Raw genomic sequence first — 13,860 nt, 5'->3', positions numbered from 1 at the left:
CGCAATCTGCTGGCCGTCGATCAATAAAAGGGCGGTGAAAGTCATGTTGCACAGCGCGTTTGCGAGCCTTCTCCACGGCAGCCGCCCCGACAGCATCGAGCAGCTATTGAACGGGGTAGAGCAGTTATTACCGATGTTCGACGTGCTGCCCAACGCCGCGATTTTTATCAAGGACATCGACGCCCGCTACGTGCTCGCCAACCGCACCCTGGTGCAGCGCTGCGGCCTGAGGCAGTTGCAACCGCTGCTGGGCAAGACCAGCGCCGAGGTGTTCCCTGCGCAACTGGGGCCGGGCTATACCGAGCAGGATCGGCGTGTGCTCGAACAGGGGCGGGTGTTGGAAGACCAGCTTGAATTACACCTCTACGGCACCCGCGAACCCGGCTGGTGCCTCACGCACAAATGGCCGCTGTACAACCGGCTCGGTGCAATCATTGGCTTGGCCGGGATTTCGGTAGACCTGCAATCGGCCAGCGAAACCCATCCGGGTTATCAACGCCTGGCGGCGGTGGATGAACACATCCGCGCCCATTTCAACCGTCGCGTGACCCTCGGTGAACTGACCCGTATTGCCGGGATATCCGTGGCGCAACTGGAGCGCTACTGCAAGCGCGTCTTCCACCTCACGCCGCGGCAAATGATCCAGAAGGTACGCCTGGAACATGCCCGGCGGTTGTTGCATACCGAGCTGCCGATTACCGAGGTGGCGCTGCAATGCGGGTACACCGACCACAGCGCGTTTACCCGCCAGTTCAAGGCATCGACCGGGTTCACCCCCAGGCAGTATCGGCAGACAACGCCAAGAGACAAGACAGACGAAAATCCAGTGTGGGAGGGGCGGTGCGACGATTCGACTTGCTCCCGATAGCTATGGGTCAGATAAACATATGCTGACTGACACACCGCTATCCACATTTTAGATTGCTGCCGGCCCTGGCTCTATTTCAATGCAACGAATGGCGCGCAGGCCCCTCATATGCTTACGAGTAACCTTTAACGACCACAGGTACCGAGCTTATGACCGCGGCGAACAACGATCATGTGAACTGGCTGGTGCAACAATCGATGCTGCACGCGGCGCGGCAGCGAGCCAAGCTCTACTCCGGGCAAGGGCGCTTGTGGCAGCAGCCCTACGCGCATACCCGGCCGCGTGATGCGTCAGCCTTGTCGTCAGTGTGGTTCACCGCCTACCCGGCGTCGATTGTCACCCGCGAAGGCGGCACGGTGCTCGAAGCGCTGGGGGATGAAACCCTCTGGCATGCCTTGTCGAAAATTGGCATTCAAGGCATTCACAACGGCCCATTGAAAAAGTCTGGTGGCTTGGCTGGCACCGAACATACCCCGACCATCGACGGCAATTTCGACCGCATCAGCTTCGACATCGACCCGCAACTGGGCACCGAGGCGCAGTTACAGGCGTTGACGCGCATGGCCGCCGCGCACAATGCGGTGATCATCGACGATGTAATCCCATCCCACACCGGCAAGGGCGCGGATTTTCGCTTGGCGGAGATGGCCTACGAGGACTACCCCGGGCTGTACCACATGGTGGAAATCCGTGAGGAAGATTGGCCGTTGCTGCCGGACGTGGTCGAGGGCCGTGATGCACAGAACCTCAGCCCGGTGCAGGTGGACGCACTGCGCGACAAGCACTACATCGTTGGCCAGTTGCAGCGGGTGATCTTCTTCGAACCCGGGGTAAAGGAAACCGACTGGAGCGCCACGCCAGAGGTGGTCGGCGTGGATGGCAAACCACGGCGATGGGTGTACCTGCATTACTTCAAGGAAGGCCAGCCGTCGCTCAATTGGCTGGACCCCTCGTTCGCCGCGCAGCAGATGATCATCGGTGATGCGTTGCACGCCATTGATGTGATGGGCGCGAAGATCCTGCGCCTGGACGCCAACGGTTTTCTCGGCGTGGAGCGCAAGCTGGACGGCACGGCCTGGTCGGAAAGCCATCCGCTGTCGATCACCGGCAACCAGTTGCTCGGCGGCGCAATTCGCAAGGCGGGCGGTTTCAGTTTCCAGGAACTCAACCTGACTGTGGATGACATTGCCTCCATGTCCCACGGCGGTGCAGACCTGTCATACGACTTCATCACCCGGCCGGCCTACCAGCACGCGTTGCTGATGGGCGACACTGAATTCCTGCGCCTGATGCTGCGCCAGATGCACACGTTGGGCATCGACCCGGGTTCGTTGATCCACGCGCTGCAGAACCACGACGAACTGACTCTGGAGTTGGTGCACTTCTGGACGCTGCACGCCCATGACACCTTCCTGTTCCAGGGCCAGACCTTTCCCGGCAACATCCTGCGCGAGCATATCCGCGAGCAGATGTACGAACGACTGACCGGTGAACATGCGCCGTACAACCTCAAGTTCGTCACCAACGGTGTGTCCTGCACCACGGTCAGCATCATCACTGCTGCCCTGGGCATTCGTGACCTTGAGGCGATTACCGCTGCGGATATCCAGCAGATTCGCCAGATCCATTTGCTGCTGGTGATGTACAACGCCATGCAGCCTGGGGTGTTTGCCCTGTCTGGCTGGGACCTGGTGGGTGCGCTGCCGTTGGCGGCCGAAGACGTGGCGCACCTGATGGCCGATGGTGATACCCGCTGGATACATCGCGGCGCTTACGATCTGGTCGACCTGAATCCCGAGGCCGAGCTGTCGGCCGGGCAGATGCCGCGCTCCAAAAGCCTGTACGGCAGCCTGAACCACCAGTTGCAGGACCCGGACTCATTCGCTTCGCAATTGCAGAAAATCCTCAGCGTACGCCGCGCCTACGACATCGCCGCGAGCCGTCAGATCCTGATACCGGATGTCGAGCATCCGGGGTTGCTGGTCATGGTTCACGAACTGCCGGCGGGCAAGGGGACGCAGATCACTGCGCTGAACTTTGGTGCCACGCCGATCACCGAATCCCTGCACCTGCCTAACATCGCACCGGGGCCGGTGGTGGATATCATCAATGAGCGCGTGGAAGGCGATTTGACAGAGGAGGGCACGTTCACGATTACGCTGGATGCCTATGAAGGGCTGGCGTTGCGGGTAGTGAGCAGCACGCCGATGTAAATGGATATTGGCCCGACGTAGGAGCGAGCTTGCTCGCTCCTACACCTGGCATTATGGCAAGCCGATCAATGATGCTTATTCTTGTGCTTATGCTTGTTGCCTTTGTGCTTGGCGCCGCCTGAGCGATGATTGCTTTCGTCGTCGGCCAGGTTATTGCCCAGCGCGCCTCCGGCTGCACCACCGACGCCTGCGCCGATGGTCGAACCGGTGGTGCCGCCCAGGCGATTGCCAATCACCGACCCGCCTGCCGAGCCCAAACCGCCGCCAATCGCCGCTTCGGTTTTATTGCCCTTTTGCGCGCCGACCGCGCCACCCGCTGCGCCACCCACACCTGCGCCGATGGCCGCACCGGTGGACCCGCCGAGCTGTTGGCCTACCACATTGCCCAACGCGCCGCCGACACCGCCGCCCAGTGCGGCAGTGCCATCTCCGGCGGCCAGGGCCCCTTGGGAAATCAGGATGCCCAATGCCAGGGCAGGGAATGTCATTTTCATTTTTTGTACCTCAAGGGCTGTCTCAGGCGCTCACGGGTTAAAGCACGCCTGGCATTCAGATTAGAGCACATGCGGTATCGCTGCGGTTTTTGCGATACTCATTGGCGCAAGAAAAAATTTCTTGCAGCCCTCTTGAATTCCGTTTTCTCGTCCATAAATTTTTGATCACGCGATGCCGAACGCGGGTCGCGTACTAAATCACTTGGAGAAACTCAGGAGATTTTAAAATGGCTACTACCCTTTCGTTGGCCCCACTGTTCCGTCAATCGGTGGGCTTTGACCGCTTCAACGACCTGTTCGAGTCGGCGCTGCGTAGCGAGGCTCCGAATTCCTATCCACCTCACAACGTGGAAAAGCACGGTGATGACGCCTATCGGATTGTCATCGCGGTTGCCGGCCTGACCGAGGAGGATCTGGATATCCAGGTCGAAAGGGGCGTCTTGACGGTTTCCGGCGGTAAACGCGAAACCGACGATAAGGTCGCTTACCTGCACCAAGGCATTGCTCAACGTGCCTTCCGGTTGTCGTTCCGCCTGGCGGACCACATCGAAGTGCGCGGTGCAGCCCTGACCAACGGGTTGCTGAGCATCGACCTGCAGCGCGAGGTGCCTGAAGAGGCCAAGCCCAAACGCATCACGATTGGTGGCGAAACCAAGCCTGAACTGCGTCAGGTAAGTGTGCAGTAACGCAAACGGCGGTAAAAAGGCGCTCTACGGAGCGCCTTTTTTGTGCGCGTTAACCCTCGCCCTTGATCGCAAACAACTTCCTGGCTTCGGCAAAACACTTCTCGGCAATGGCCGAGCGTGGTTCGGTCTTGCGCATCACCATGCCCAGGGGCGCGAGGACGCTGGCGTCCGGCAGGTTGATGAACGCCAGGTTCTCGATCGGGCTTTCCAGGCCGCTGTCCAACGGCATGATCGCGCAGCAGAAGCCTTCGTGGATCGCCTGGAACAGTTGATAGGTGGAATCGCTTTCGAGGATGGGCTGCGGATCCAGGCCACGGCTGCGGAAACTCAGGTCGATGGATTTGCGGTAGTGCATACCGTTACTGATCATCCCCAGTGGCAGTTCGGCGGCGTCTTCCCAGCTCATTTGGGTGCCTTCGAAATGGAAGTGGCGGGTGTCGTAGAGCAGCCCGACACGGGTCTCGCCCATTTCGAAAAAATCCAGGTAGTTGGGGTTGACGTGGTCCAGGTAGCACACACCCAGGTCCAGCTGGTTGGTGCCCAGCGCTTCGATGATCCTGTCCGAACTCATGGATGTGAGGCTGAACTTGAGTTCCGGGAAGGTGTGGGACAAGTCCTGAATGAAACTGATCGGGTTGAAACCGCTCAGGGGCACCAGGCCCAGGCGCAGGTTACCGACCAGTTGGCCACGGCAAGCGGCGGCTTCGGCGAACAGGCCGTCATGGGCGGCGAGCAGCGTCCTCGCCCAGGCCAGCACACGCTCGCCGGCTTCGGTGAAGCCTTCAAAGCGCTGGCCGCGGGTGACCAGCTCCAGGCCAAGCTCATCTTCCAGGTTGCGCAGGCGCATCGACAGGGTCGGCTGGGTGATATGGCAGCGTGCAGCAGCCTGGCCGAAGTGCCGGGTCTGCTCCAGCGCGATCAGGAATTTGAGTTGCTTTATGTCCATTAAGGCACCTGCCTGGGAATAAGTGAAAAGCCGTTCATGGCGCAAGGTGCTGGAACCCCGCGCAACCCGGCGAATGAATGAGCAGACGATCTCATTGTAACGGCAGGCACGTCCAATCACCTGTATTGACAGAGTGATTGATGCACTCGATAGCAGTCCAGGGCCGGCAGTAAAAGCCGTGATAGAAACGCTCGATAACCCGGTCAGTCGTAACGATTAGACAGCCATCGTTTCAGCGCTTTAGCCTCAGGCCATTGTTTTGATAATTGCCTGCCGGAGAATCACATGAGCGTCACGTCGGATGCATTGTTTGTACCCCTGAATATTGCCGTGTTGACGGTCAGCGATACCCGCGAATATGCCAATGACACCTCCGGGCAATTGCTGGTCAGTCGCCTGCTGGAAGCTGGGCACAGCTTGTTGGAGCGCAACCTGCTCAAGGATGACCTGTACAAAATTCGCGCCCAGGTGGCGGCCTGGATCGCCGATGAGCGCGTGCAGGTGGTGTTGATTACCGGCGGCACGGGGTTTACCGGCCGCGACAGCACCCCCGAGGCGGTGGGCTGTTTGCTGGATAAGCACATTGATGGTTTTGGTGAGCTGTTCCGTGCGATCTCGATTCTTGATATTGGTACGTCCACGGTGCAGAGCCGCGCCTTGGCCGGGTTGGCCAACGGCACGCTGGTGTGCTGCCTGCCGGGCTCGACGGGTGCTTGTCGTACTGCCTGGGAAGGTATTCTGGCCGAGCAGCTCGATGCGCGCCACCGACCATGTAACTTCGTGCCGCACCTCAAGCCGGTGGCTCTGTGCGGCACGCGAGGATGAGCCGCGCCGCGCTGATGTCGGTGGAGGAGGCCATTGCTGCGTTGTTGGCCCTGGCCGAGGAGCACCGCCTGCACGACAGCGAGCCGGTGCTGCTCAGCGATGCCCGGCAACGGGTGCTGGCCAATGACCTGGTGGCGAGCCTGGACCTGCCGCCCTGGCCCAACAGTGCCATGGACGGCTACGCCCTGAACCTCACAGACTGGCACGGCCAGCCACTGCCGGTGTCGCAGCAGATCTTCGCCGGTCAAGCGCCTGAACCGCTGCAGCCCGGTACCTGTGCGCGCATCTTCACCGGCGCACCGGTGCCGGACGGGGCCAACTGCATCGAAATGCAGGAGAACGCCGAGGTGCTGGACGATGCGCGTGTGCGCTTTACCCAGCCGCTGCGCGAGGGCCAGAATATCCGCACCCAAGGCCAGGAAAACCGCGCCGGTGAGGTATTACTGCAGGCCGGCAAGCGACTCGGCCCTTTCGAGCTGGCCATTGCGGCGGCCCAGGGCTGTACCCATGTGTCGGTGGTACGCCGGCCACGGGTGGCGCTGCTGTCCACCGGCGATGAACTGGCCGAGCCGGGCACACCGCTCAAGCCTGGCTGCATCTACAACAGCAATCGCACTTTGCTCAGCCATTGGCTGGGGGCACTGGGTTGTGAGGTCATCGACGGCGGCATTCTGCCCGACCAGTCGCAACTGACTCGGCTCAAGCTGGAGCAGCTGCAACAGGCGGCCGACCTGATTCTGACCACCGGCGGCGTGTCGGCCGGCGATGCCGATTGCCTCGGCCAGGTACTGCGTGAATGCGGCAAGCCATTGTTCTGGAAACTTGCGATCAAACCGGGCAAACCCCTGACCGTCGGTTCGTTTGGCCGAGTACCGGTGATTGGCCTGCCCGGCAACCCGGCCTCGGCACTGGTGACCTTCGGCTTGCTGGCCCGGGCTTATCTACTGCGTATCCAGGGCGTCGATGATGTCACGCTGATGAGCTTTGAGGTGAATGTGGGGTTTGACTGGCCCAAGGCCGGCAGTCGCCGCGAGTACCTGCGAGCCAGGATCGAGGCGGGCAGGGCGGTGCTGTATCCGAACCAGAGTTCCGGAGTGATGCTGGGGGCGTCGTGGGCGGATGGGTTGGTTGAAATTTGCGAGGGCAGCAGGTTGCAGATGGGTGATACGGCGCGGTTTATACCGTTCTCTGAGTTGTTCTGATTCGGGCACGCTAATGCCAGTTGTAGGAGCGAGCAAGCTCGCTCCTACACAGGGCGATGTACGCTTCCACATTCAGATCTAAAGCGCCCACCGCTCCTGCGCCAGTCGATCACTTTCCCGTCCTTCTACCCAACGCTCTCCAGCTGGCGTTTGCTCCCGCTTCCAGAACGGCGCCCGAGTCTTGAGGTAGTCCATCAGGAACGCGCAGGCCTCAAAGGCCGCCTGGCGATGTTGACTGGCGACGCCGACGAAGACGATGGCCTCACCCACTTGCAACGCGCCCACACGATGAACGATGCTTACCCGCTGCAACGGCCAGCGTTCGTGGGCTTGATCAACGATCAACTGCAGTGAGCGCTCGGTCATGCCCGGGTAGTGCTCAAGGAACAACGCGCTGACCTGATCGCCCTGGTTGATATCGCGTACATAACCGACGAACGTGGCCACGGCGCCAACGCCGGGGTCTTCGGCGTGTACGCTGCGGGTCAGTTCACCCAGGTCCAACAGTTCGGTCTGCACCTGAACCGGCATGGGTCAGCCTCCGGTCACTTGGGGGAAGAACGCAATTTCGTCGAAGTCTTCGATCAGCGCTTGCGGTGTGCAGAGTTCCTGGTTCAGCGCGCACATCAGGCTGGTTTCACCCAGCACCTGCTGCCAGGTCTCACCGCGGGCGCATAGCAATTGCCTGACGTCTGCAATGGTGCGCAGGGACTCATCCAATACGAGCTTTTCACCGCCAACGCCCAGTTGTTCACGGTAGCGCGCAAAGTAGTTGATCAGAATCATTGGGCGTCTCCTGCAATGAAGGTGCCTGACTTGCCGCCGTGTTTTTTCAGCAGCTGGATTCGGTCGATGACCATGCCCCGATCCACGGCCTTGCACATGTCATAGATCGTCAAGGCTGCCACGCTGGCGGCGGTCAGGGCTTCGAGTTCGACGCCGGTCTGGCCGTTGAGCCGGCAGGTGCTGAGGATCTGCACTCTGTCAGGCTCGATGGCGCGCAGTTCGAGGTGGATCGAACTGAGCATCAGCGGATGGCACAGCGGAATAAGCTCATGGGTTTTCTTCGCGGCCATGATCCCGGCGATACGTGCCACGGCAAACACGTCGCCCTTGGGATGGCCGTTGGCCTGGATCAGTTGCAAGGTGGCCGGCAACATGTGCACCCAAGCCTGGGCCTGGGCTTCGCGGGTGGTGGCGGCTTTGTCGGTGACGTCGACCATGCTGGCTCGGCCTGCGGCGTCCAGATGGGTCAGGGTAGGCGAGTGTTTGTGCATGGGGTACCTCGGGTCAACTGAGTACAAAGAAAGAGAAGCCGGCCAGCTAGCCGCCGGTCATGTTCATGAAACGCACCACCTGCACGTCATCGTTGAGCTCGAAGTTGTGTTGGTACGGCTTGATCTTCATCGACTCGAGAATGGCGTGCTCCAGCCGTTGCGGTTCACCCGGGTAACGGCGCAGCACCTCCTTGAGGTCGACCGAATGCTCGTTGCCCAGGCACAGCAGCAAGCGGCCTTCAACGGTCAACCGCACGCGGTTGCAGGTGCCGCAGAAGTTGTGGCTGTGGGGGGAAATAAAGCCCAGGCGAATATGCGGTGCTTCGGCCAGGCGCCAGTAGCGTGAAGGGCCCTGGGTCGATTCGGCCGAGTCGATCAGGGTGTAGCGTTCGGCGATGCGCTCGCGCACTTGCGCGCTGGAATAGAAAGCCTCGGCACGGCTGTGTTCGCTGATCACGCCCAGGGGCATTTCCTCGATAAAGCTGATATCCACGCCGCGCTCGATGGCGAACGCTACCAGGTCGTTGATCTCGTGATCGTTGCGGCCTTTCATCACCACGCAATTGAGTTTGGTGTGTTGAAAACCCGCAGCATTCGCAGCGTCAATACCGGCGATGACTTTGGCTAGGTCGCCGGTGCGCGTCAGTTCGCGAAAGCGCTGGGGATCAAGGCTGTCGAGGCTGATATTCAGGCGCTTGAGGCCGGCGTCGAACAAGGGGGCTGCGAGCTTGCCCAACTGCGAGCCGTTGGTGGTCATGCACAGCTCGCGCAGGCCGGGGAGGGCGGCGATGCGCTGGCACAGGTCAACCACACCTGGGCGAATCAGCGGCTCGCCGCCGGTCAGGCGAATTTTGCGAGTGCCCAGGGTGACGAAGCTTTCAGCCAGTTGATACAGCTCTTCCAGTGTGAGGATGCGTTGGCGCGGCAGGAACTGCATGTCCTCGGCCATGCAATACACACAACGGAAATCGCAGCGGTCGGTCACCGACATTCTGAGATAGTCGACCCGGCGAGAAAAACTATCCATCAGGATTTTATCGGTCATGGAAACCTCCGGCTGCGACTCAATAAGAGCGTAGCCATGGCGTTGTTTTTGAGCGCTCGACAGAGATGGGAGCCTTATTTGATTCAAGCCTAAAGTTGTTTTTCAAGGGCGTCTAATCACTATTAACAACTGAGTGATCGATGAAATCTATAACGATTTTATTGGGGCTTTCCAGGTTCGTATCACTATGAAAAATAAAGATTTTAATCTTGATAGATGGTGTCGATGGCGTGGTCGTTATTTGTGATTAGACAGATGTTTTTGCAGGGCCTAGCCTGAATATGTAAACCGATTTCTAGACCGTGGAAAGATCGGTGCAAACACTGTTTGCGTTCTGCAATGCCTGAAAATAACCATCAATAAAGGCTTTAAGTTAGGCGCTGCCTATGCGTGAAGTCCTGGAGAAACATCATGAGCGAAGTTGAACGTTATAAACCGTACAAGGGGGCCGCCGCCGGTTGGGGCGCGCTGATCGCGGTGACGAAAAACTGGCTGGGCAGTGAAAACGCGCTCAAGAACATTCGTGCGATGCTCAAGACCAACCAGAACGGCGGTTTCGACTGCCCCGGTTGCGCCTGGGGCGAGTCGCCGGAAAGCGGCATGGTCAAGTTCTGCGAGAACGGCGCCAAGGCGGTCAACTGGGAAGCCACCGGGCGCCTGGTCAATCCGGCGTTCTTCAACAAATACACGGTGTCGTCGCTGGCAGCGCAAAGTGACTATTGGCTCGAATACCAGGGCCGCCTGACACACCCGATGCGCTATGACGACTCCCTGGACCGTTATGTCGAAATCACTTGGGATGATGCCTTTGCCCTGATCGCCAAGCACCTAAACGAACTGGAGTCGCCGGACCAGGCCGAGTTCTATACCTCGGGCCGCGCCAGTAACGAGGCGGCTTATTTGTATCAGCTGTTCGTTCGCGCCTACGGCACCAACAACTTTCCCGACTGTTCGAACATGTGCCACGAAGCCAGCGGCCTGGGCATGGACGACAGTGTTGGCGTGGGCAAAGGCACGGTGACCTTCGATGACCTGGAAGAAGCCGACGCGATTTTCGTCATCGGCCAGAACCCCGGCACCAACCACCCACGTATGCTCGAACCGCTGCGCGAGGCGGTAAAGCGCGGAGCCCAGGTGATCTGTTTCAACCCGCTCAAGGAGCGTGGGCTGGAGCGTTTCCAACACCCGCAGCATCCCCTGGAGATGCTCACCAACGGTTCCGAACCTACCTCGTCGGCGTACTTTCGCCCGGCCTTGGGCGGCGACATGGCGGCCTTTCGTGGTATCGCCAAGTTCCTGCTCAAATGGGAACGTGAAGCCCTGGAGAACGATGGCGAGGCAGTCTTCGACCGCGCTTTCATTGCCCAGCACACCTCGGGCCTGGAGCACTATCTGGCGCAAGTGGACGCCACCTCATGGGAGCATATCGTCGCGCAATCGGGCCTGAGCCTTGAGGATATCGAGCTGGCCGCACGCATGTACCGACGCGCCAAGCGGGTGATCATGTGCTGGGCGATGGGCGTGACCCAGCACACACACTCGGTGCTGACCGTGCAGGAAATCATCAACGTGCAACTGTTGCGCGGCAATATCGGCCGGCCAGGGGCGGGGCTATCGCCCGTGCGTGGCCACAGCAACGTGCAGGGCGACCGCACCATGGGCATCAACGAACTGGCGCCGCCGGAATTGATCAACGCATTGGAAGCACGCTTTGACTTCAAGGTCCCGCGCCGCCATGGTCACAACACGGTCATGGCGATTGCGGCCATGGAAGAAGGGCGCGCCAAGGTCTTCATCGGCCTGGGCGGCAATTTTGCCCAAGCCACGCCGGACACCCCGCGCACCCACGCGGCACTGCGCAAGTGCGACCTCACCGTGCATATCGCCACCAAGCTCAACCGTAGCCATCTGGTGACGGGGCGCGAAGCCTTGATCCTGCCGTGCCTGGGCCGCACCGATATCGACATCCAGGAACAAGGCCCGCAAGGCGTGACCGTTGAAGACACCTTCAGCATGGTGCACATCTCCCACGGCCAGCTGAAACCCAAATCGCCGCTGATGCGTTCGGAACCGGCAATCATTGCCGGGATCGCCAATGCGACCCTGGGCAATCACCCGATTGACTGGCTGTGGACGGTGGCCGACTACGGCCGCATCCGCGACTTGATTGCCGACACCATTCCCGGCTTCAAGGACTTCAACACCAAACTGCTGCACCCGGGCGGCTTTCATCTGGGCAACGACGCAGCGCGACGCATCTGGAAAACCAACAGCGGCAAAGCCCAGTTTGTCTCCAGCGTGTTGCCGGCGCACCTGGTCAGCGAAGGCGTGCGCAACCTGGACGTCAAGCCGGAGCTGATCCTGCAGACCATGCGTTCCCACGACCAGTACAACACCACCCTGTACGGGCTCGATGACCGCTATCGCGGCGTCTATGGCATGCGCGATGTGGTGTTCGTCAATGAACAGGACATCCGCAAACTGGGCTACGAGCCGGGGCAGAAAGTCGACATGGTCTCGCTGTGGGGCGATGGCCGTGAGCGTCGGGTCAGCGGCTTCACCTTGATCGCCTATGACATTCCCGCCGGGCAGGCCGCCGCCTATTACCCCGAAACCAACCCGTTGGTGCCGCTGGAAAGCTATGGCGACCGCACCTTTACCCCGACGTCGAAGTTCATCGCCATCCGGCTTGAACCCGCGCCGGTCAGCAATCTGATCCAGTCCCACGGCGCTTGAGTCGTACCGGGGCGGCCAGTATGGCGCCCTGGTTTTCCCTGATCACTGCACATCCGTTTGCCCCAGGCCACGAGGCCTGAGGCACGCCGGGCCGGGTGCGCGTGAGCATCGTGTTTCAATAAGGGTATTGCCATGTTAAATTTCGAGGCGCTGGACCTTGCGCGAATTCAATTCGCCTTCACGGTCTCGTTTCACATTATTTTCCCCGCTATCACCATCGGCCTGGCCAGTTTCCTGGCGGTGCTCGAAGGCTTGTGGCTGAGAACCAACAACGCGGTCTACAAGGACCTGTATCACTTCTGGTCGAAGATCTTCGCCGTCAACTTCGGCATGGGCGTGGTCTCGGGCCTGGTCATGGCCTACGAGTTCGGCACCAATTGGAGTCGCTTCTCGGACTTTGCCGGCAGCATCACCGGGCCGTTGCTCACCTATGAGGTGCTGACGGCGTTCTTCCTGGAAGCGGGTTTCCTCGGGGTCATGCTGTTTGGCTGGAACCGGGTAGGGCGCGGTTTGCACTTCTTTTCTACGGTGATGGTCGCCATCGGGACGTTGATCTCGACGTTCTGGATCCTGGCGTCCAACAGCTGGATGCAAACGCCCCAGGGCTTCTCCATCGTGGATGGCCGGGTGGTGCCGCTGGACTGGTTCGCCATCGTCTTCAACCCGTCGTTCCCGTTCCGCCTGGCGCATATGGCAATCGCTGCCTTTGTTGCCACGGCGTTCTTCGTCGGCTCATCGGCGGCCTGGCACTTGCTGCGTAAAAACGACACCCCGGCAGTGCGTAAAATGCTCTCGATGGCGTTGTGGATGGCGTTGATCGTGGCTCCGATCCAGGCGGTCGTCGGTGATGCCCATGGTTTGAACACTCTGGAGCACCAGCCGGCGAAAATTGCTGCGATTGAAGGGCATTGGGAAAACGTCGGTAACGGCGCGACGCCGCTGGTGCTGTTCGGTATCCCTGACATGGAGGCCGAAAAGACCCGCTACGCGATAGAAGTCCCGTACCTGGGCAGCCTGATCCTCACCCACAGCCTGGACAAACAGATCCCGGCGCTCAAGAGCTTCCCCAAGCAAGACCGGCCGAACTCGAGCATCATTTTCTTCAGTTTCCGGATCATGGCCGGGCTGGGGATGTTGATGATCCTCACTGGGATACTGGGCTTGGCGTTGCGCCGTAACGGCGCGCTGTATCGCAATCGGTTATTCCTGCGCCTGGTGCTGTTCATGGGGCCGACCGGGCTGATCGCCATGCTGGCCGGCTGGATCACCACTGAAGTAGGGCGCCAGCCGTGGGTGGTTTACGGGCTGATGCGTACCGCAGACGCGGCGTCCAATCACAGCGTCACGCAACTGAGCATCTCCCTGGCGTTGTTTGTGCTGATCTACTTCTCGGTATTTGCCGTGGGTATCGGCTACATGATGAAGCTGGTGCGCAAGGGCCCGCAGCCCCATCACGACCATCCGCCACAGGGCGGCCCCGGCCAGGAACGCACACCGCGCCGTCCTCTGTCCGCTGTCACCGAGACGCTCGCGTCCGGCGACCACACCAACTGATCAAAGGGATTGCA

Annotated in this window: 13 protein-coding genes; 7 read left to right on the top strand and 6 right to left on the bottom strand. The window is 60.2% G+C overall.

Annotated features, from left to right (window positions below):
• The first annotated feature begins 43 nt into the window (after window positions 1-43).
• Window positions 44-868, top strand: coding sequence for an AraC family transcriptional regulator (locus tag LJX92_RS13715; protein ID WP_228308398.1), 825 nt, complete (start codon window positions 44-46; stop codon window positions 866-868).
• A gap of 149 nt (window positions 869-1,017) precedes the next feature.
• A complete protein-coding gene (gene treS, locus LJX92_RS13710) occupies window positions 1,018-3,081 on the top strand; it encodes a maltose alpha-D-glucosyltransferase (RefSeq protein ID WP_216091432.1) in 2,064 nt (687 codons plus the stop codon).
• Between the two features lie 65 nt (window positions 3,082-3,146).
• Here treS and LJX92_RS13705 read toward each other — a convergent pair whose 3' ends face one another.
• Window positions 3,147-3,575 carry a glycine zipper domain-containing protein gene (locus tag LJX92_RS13705; RefSeq protein WP_043047676.1) on the bottom strand — a complete coding sequence of 143 codons (429 nt, stop codon included), beginning with the start codon at window positions 3,573-3,575 and terminating at the stop codon, window positions 3,147-3,149.
• Window positions 3,576-3,802: 227 nt separating this feature from the next.
• Here LJX92_RS13705 and LJX92_RS13700 point away from each other — a divergent pair, with 227 nt between their 5' ends.
• Window positions 3,803-4,261 carry an Hsp20 family protein gene (locus LJX92_RS13700; protein WP_103734430.1) on the top strand — a complete coding sequence of 153 codons (459 nt, stop codon included), beginning with the start codon at window positions 3,803-3,805 and terminating at the stop codon, window positions 4,259-4,261.
• Between the two features lie 49 nt (window positions 4,262-4,310).
• Here LJX92_RS13700 and LJX92_RS13695 read toward each other — a convergent pair whose 3' ends face one another.
• The gene (locus LJX92_RS13695) at window positions 4,311-5,207 is read right to left on the bottom strand and encodes a LysR family transcriptional regulator (RefSeq protein ID WP_032875580.1); all 897 of its coding nucleotides are present in this window, start codon (window positions 5,205-5,207) and stop codon (window positions 4,311-4,313) included.
• A 285-nt stretch (window positions 5,208-5,492) separates the two neighbouring features.
• Between LJX92_RS13695 and moaB the strand changes: the two genes are divergently transcribed.
• Together moaB and glp are read left to right on the top strand one after the other, a co-directional pair.
• Window positions 5,493-6,032, top strand: coding sequence for a molybdenum cofactor biosynthesis protein B (gene moaB / locus LJX92_RS13690; RefSeq protein WP_005788101.1), 540 nt, complete (start codon window positions 5,493-5,495; stop codon window positions 6,030-6,032).
• A complete protein-coding gene (gene glp, locus LJX92_RS13685; RefSeq protein WP_228308397.1) occupies window positions 6,029-7,234 on the top strand; it encodes a gephyrin-like molybdotransferase Glp in 1,206 nt (401 codons plus the stop codon). The genes moaB and glp overlap by 4 nt, the downstream gene beginning before the upstream one ends.
• Before the next feature lie 78 nt (window positions 7,235-7,312).
• Here the strand turns inward: glp and moaE are convergent, their stop codons facing one another.
• The 4 genes from moaE to moaA are packed head-to-tail and all read right to left on the bottom strand — an operon-like array spanning window position 7,313 to window position 9,556.
• Window positions 7,313-7,765 carry a molybdopterin synthase catalytic subunit MoaE gene (gene moaE, locus LJX92_RS13680; protein ID WP_078821300.1) on the bottom strand — a complete coding sequence of 151 codons (453 nt, stop codon included), beginning with the start codon at window positions 7,763-7,765 and terminating at the stop codon, window positions 7,313-7,315.
• Between the two features lie 3 nt (window positions 7,766-7,768).
• A complete protein-coding gene (gene moaD, locus LJX92_RS13675) occupies window positions 7,769-8,020 on the bottom strand; it encodes a molybdopterin converting factor subunit 1 (RefSeq protein WP_078821301.1) in 252 nt (83 codons plus the stop codon).
• Window positions 8,017-8,511, bottom strand: coding sequence for a cyclic pyranopterin monophosphate synthase MoaC (gene moaC, locus LJX92_RS13670; protein WP_103734433.1), 495 nt, complete (start codon window positions 8,509-8,511; stop codon window positions 8,017-8,019). Before moaC ends, moaD begins: the two co-directional genes overlap by 4 nt.
• 46 nt (window positions 8,512-8,557) lie before the next feature.
• Window positions 8,558-9,556 carry a GTP 3',8-cyclase MoaA gene (moaA, locus tag LJX92_RS13665; RefSeq protein ID WP_228308396.1) on the bottom strand — a complete coding sequence of 333 codons (999 nt, stop codon included), beginning with the start codon at window positions 9,554-9,556 and terminating at the stop codon, window positions 8,558-8,560.
• 411 nt (window positions 9,557-9,967) lie between these two features.
• Between moaA and LJX92_RS13660 the strand changes: the two genes are divergently transcribed.
• Together LJX92_RS13660 and LJX92_RS13655 are read left to right on the top strand one after the other, a co-directional pair.
• Window positions 9,968-12,292 (top strand): FdhF/YdeP family oxidoreductase, encoded by a 2,325-nt coding sequence (locus LJX92_RS13660; RefSeq protein ID WP_032875563.1) that lies wholly within the window; start codon window positions 9,968-9,970, stop codon window positions 12,290-12,292.
• Window positions 12,293-12,424: 132 nt separating this feature from the next.
• Complete coding sequence (locus LJX92_RS13655; protein ID WP_032875561.1) at window positions 12,425-13,846, top strand: cytochrome ubiquinol oxidase subunit I; 1,422 nt, start codon at window positions 12,425-12,427, stop codon at window positions 13,844-13,846.
• Window positions 13,847-13,860 lie beyond the last annotated feature (14 nt).

This window comes from Pseudomonas sp. HN8-3 (assembly GCF_020790195.1).
GTDB classification, from domain to species: Bacteria; Pseudomonadota; Gammaproteobacteria; order Pseudomonadales; family Pseudomonadaceae; genus Aquipseudomonas; species Aquipseudomonas synxantha_A.
This window is presented reverse-complemented; position numbering and strand designations above follow the sequence as displayed.

What these genes read in the sequence shown, in the direction of transcription:
- moaB (WP_005788101.1), top strand. Translation starts at nt 5,493, where the DNA reads ATGAGCGTCACGTCGGATGCATTGTTTGTACCCCTGAATATTGCCGTG.
- moaE (WP_078821300.1), bottom strand. Translation starts at nt 7,765, where the DNA reads ATGCCGGTTCAGGTGCAGACCGAACTGTTGGACCTGGGTGAACTGACC.
- LJX92_RS13715 (WP_228308398.1), top strand. Translation starts at nt 44, where the DNA reads ATGTTGCACAGCGCGTTTGCGAGCCTTCTCCACGGCAGCCGCCCCGAC.
- glp (WP_228308397.1), top strand. Translation starts at nt 6,029, where the DNA reads ATGAGCCGCGCCGCGCTGATGTCGGTGGAGGAGGCCATTGCTGCGTTG.
- LJX92_RS13695 (WP_032875580.1), bottom strand. Translation starts at nt 5,207, where the DNA reads ATGGACATAAAGCAACTCAAATTCCTGATCGCGCTGGAGCAGACCCGG.
- LJX92_RS13655 (WP_032875561.1), top strand. Translation starts at nt 12,425, where the DNA reads ATGTTAAATTTCGAGGCGCTGGACCTTGCGCGAATTCAATTCGCCTTC.
- treS (WP_216091432.1), top strand. Translation starts at nt 1,018, where the DNA reads ATGACCGCGGCGAACAACGATCATGTGAACTGGCTGGTGCAACAATCG.
- LJX92_RS13705 (WP_043047676.1), bottom strand. Translation starts at nt 3,575, where the DNA reads ATGAAAATGACATTCCCTGCCCTGGCATTGGGCATCCTGATTTCCCAA.
- LJX92_RS13700 (WP_103734430.1), top strand. Translation starts at nt 3,803, where the DNA reads ATGGCTACTACCCTTTCGTTGGCCCCACTGTTCCGTCAATCGGTGGGC.
- moaA (WP_228308396.1), bottom strand. Translation starts at nt 9,556, where the DNA reads ATGACCGATAAAATCCTGATGGATAGTTTTTCTCGCCGGGTCGACTAT.
- moaD (WP_078821301.1), bottom strand. Translation starts at nt 8,020, where the DNA reads ATGATTCTGATCAACTACTTTGCGCGCTACCGTGAACAACTGGGCGTT.
- LJX92_RS13660 (WP_032875563.1), top strand. Translation starts at nt 9,968, where the DNA reads ATGAGCGAAGTTGAACGTTATAAACCGTACAAGGGGGCCGCCGCCGGT.
- moaC (WP_103734433.1), bottom strand. Translation starts at nt 8,511, where the DNA reads ATGCACAAACACTCGCCTACCCTGACCCATCTGGACGCCGCAGGCCGA.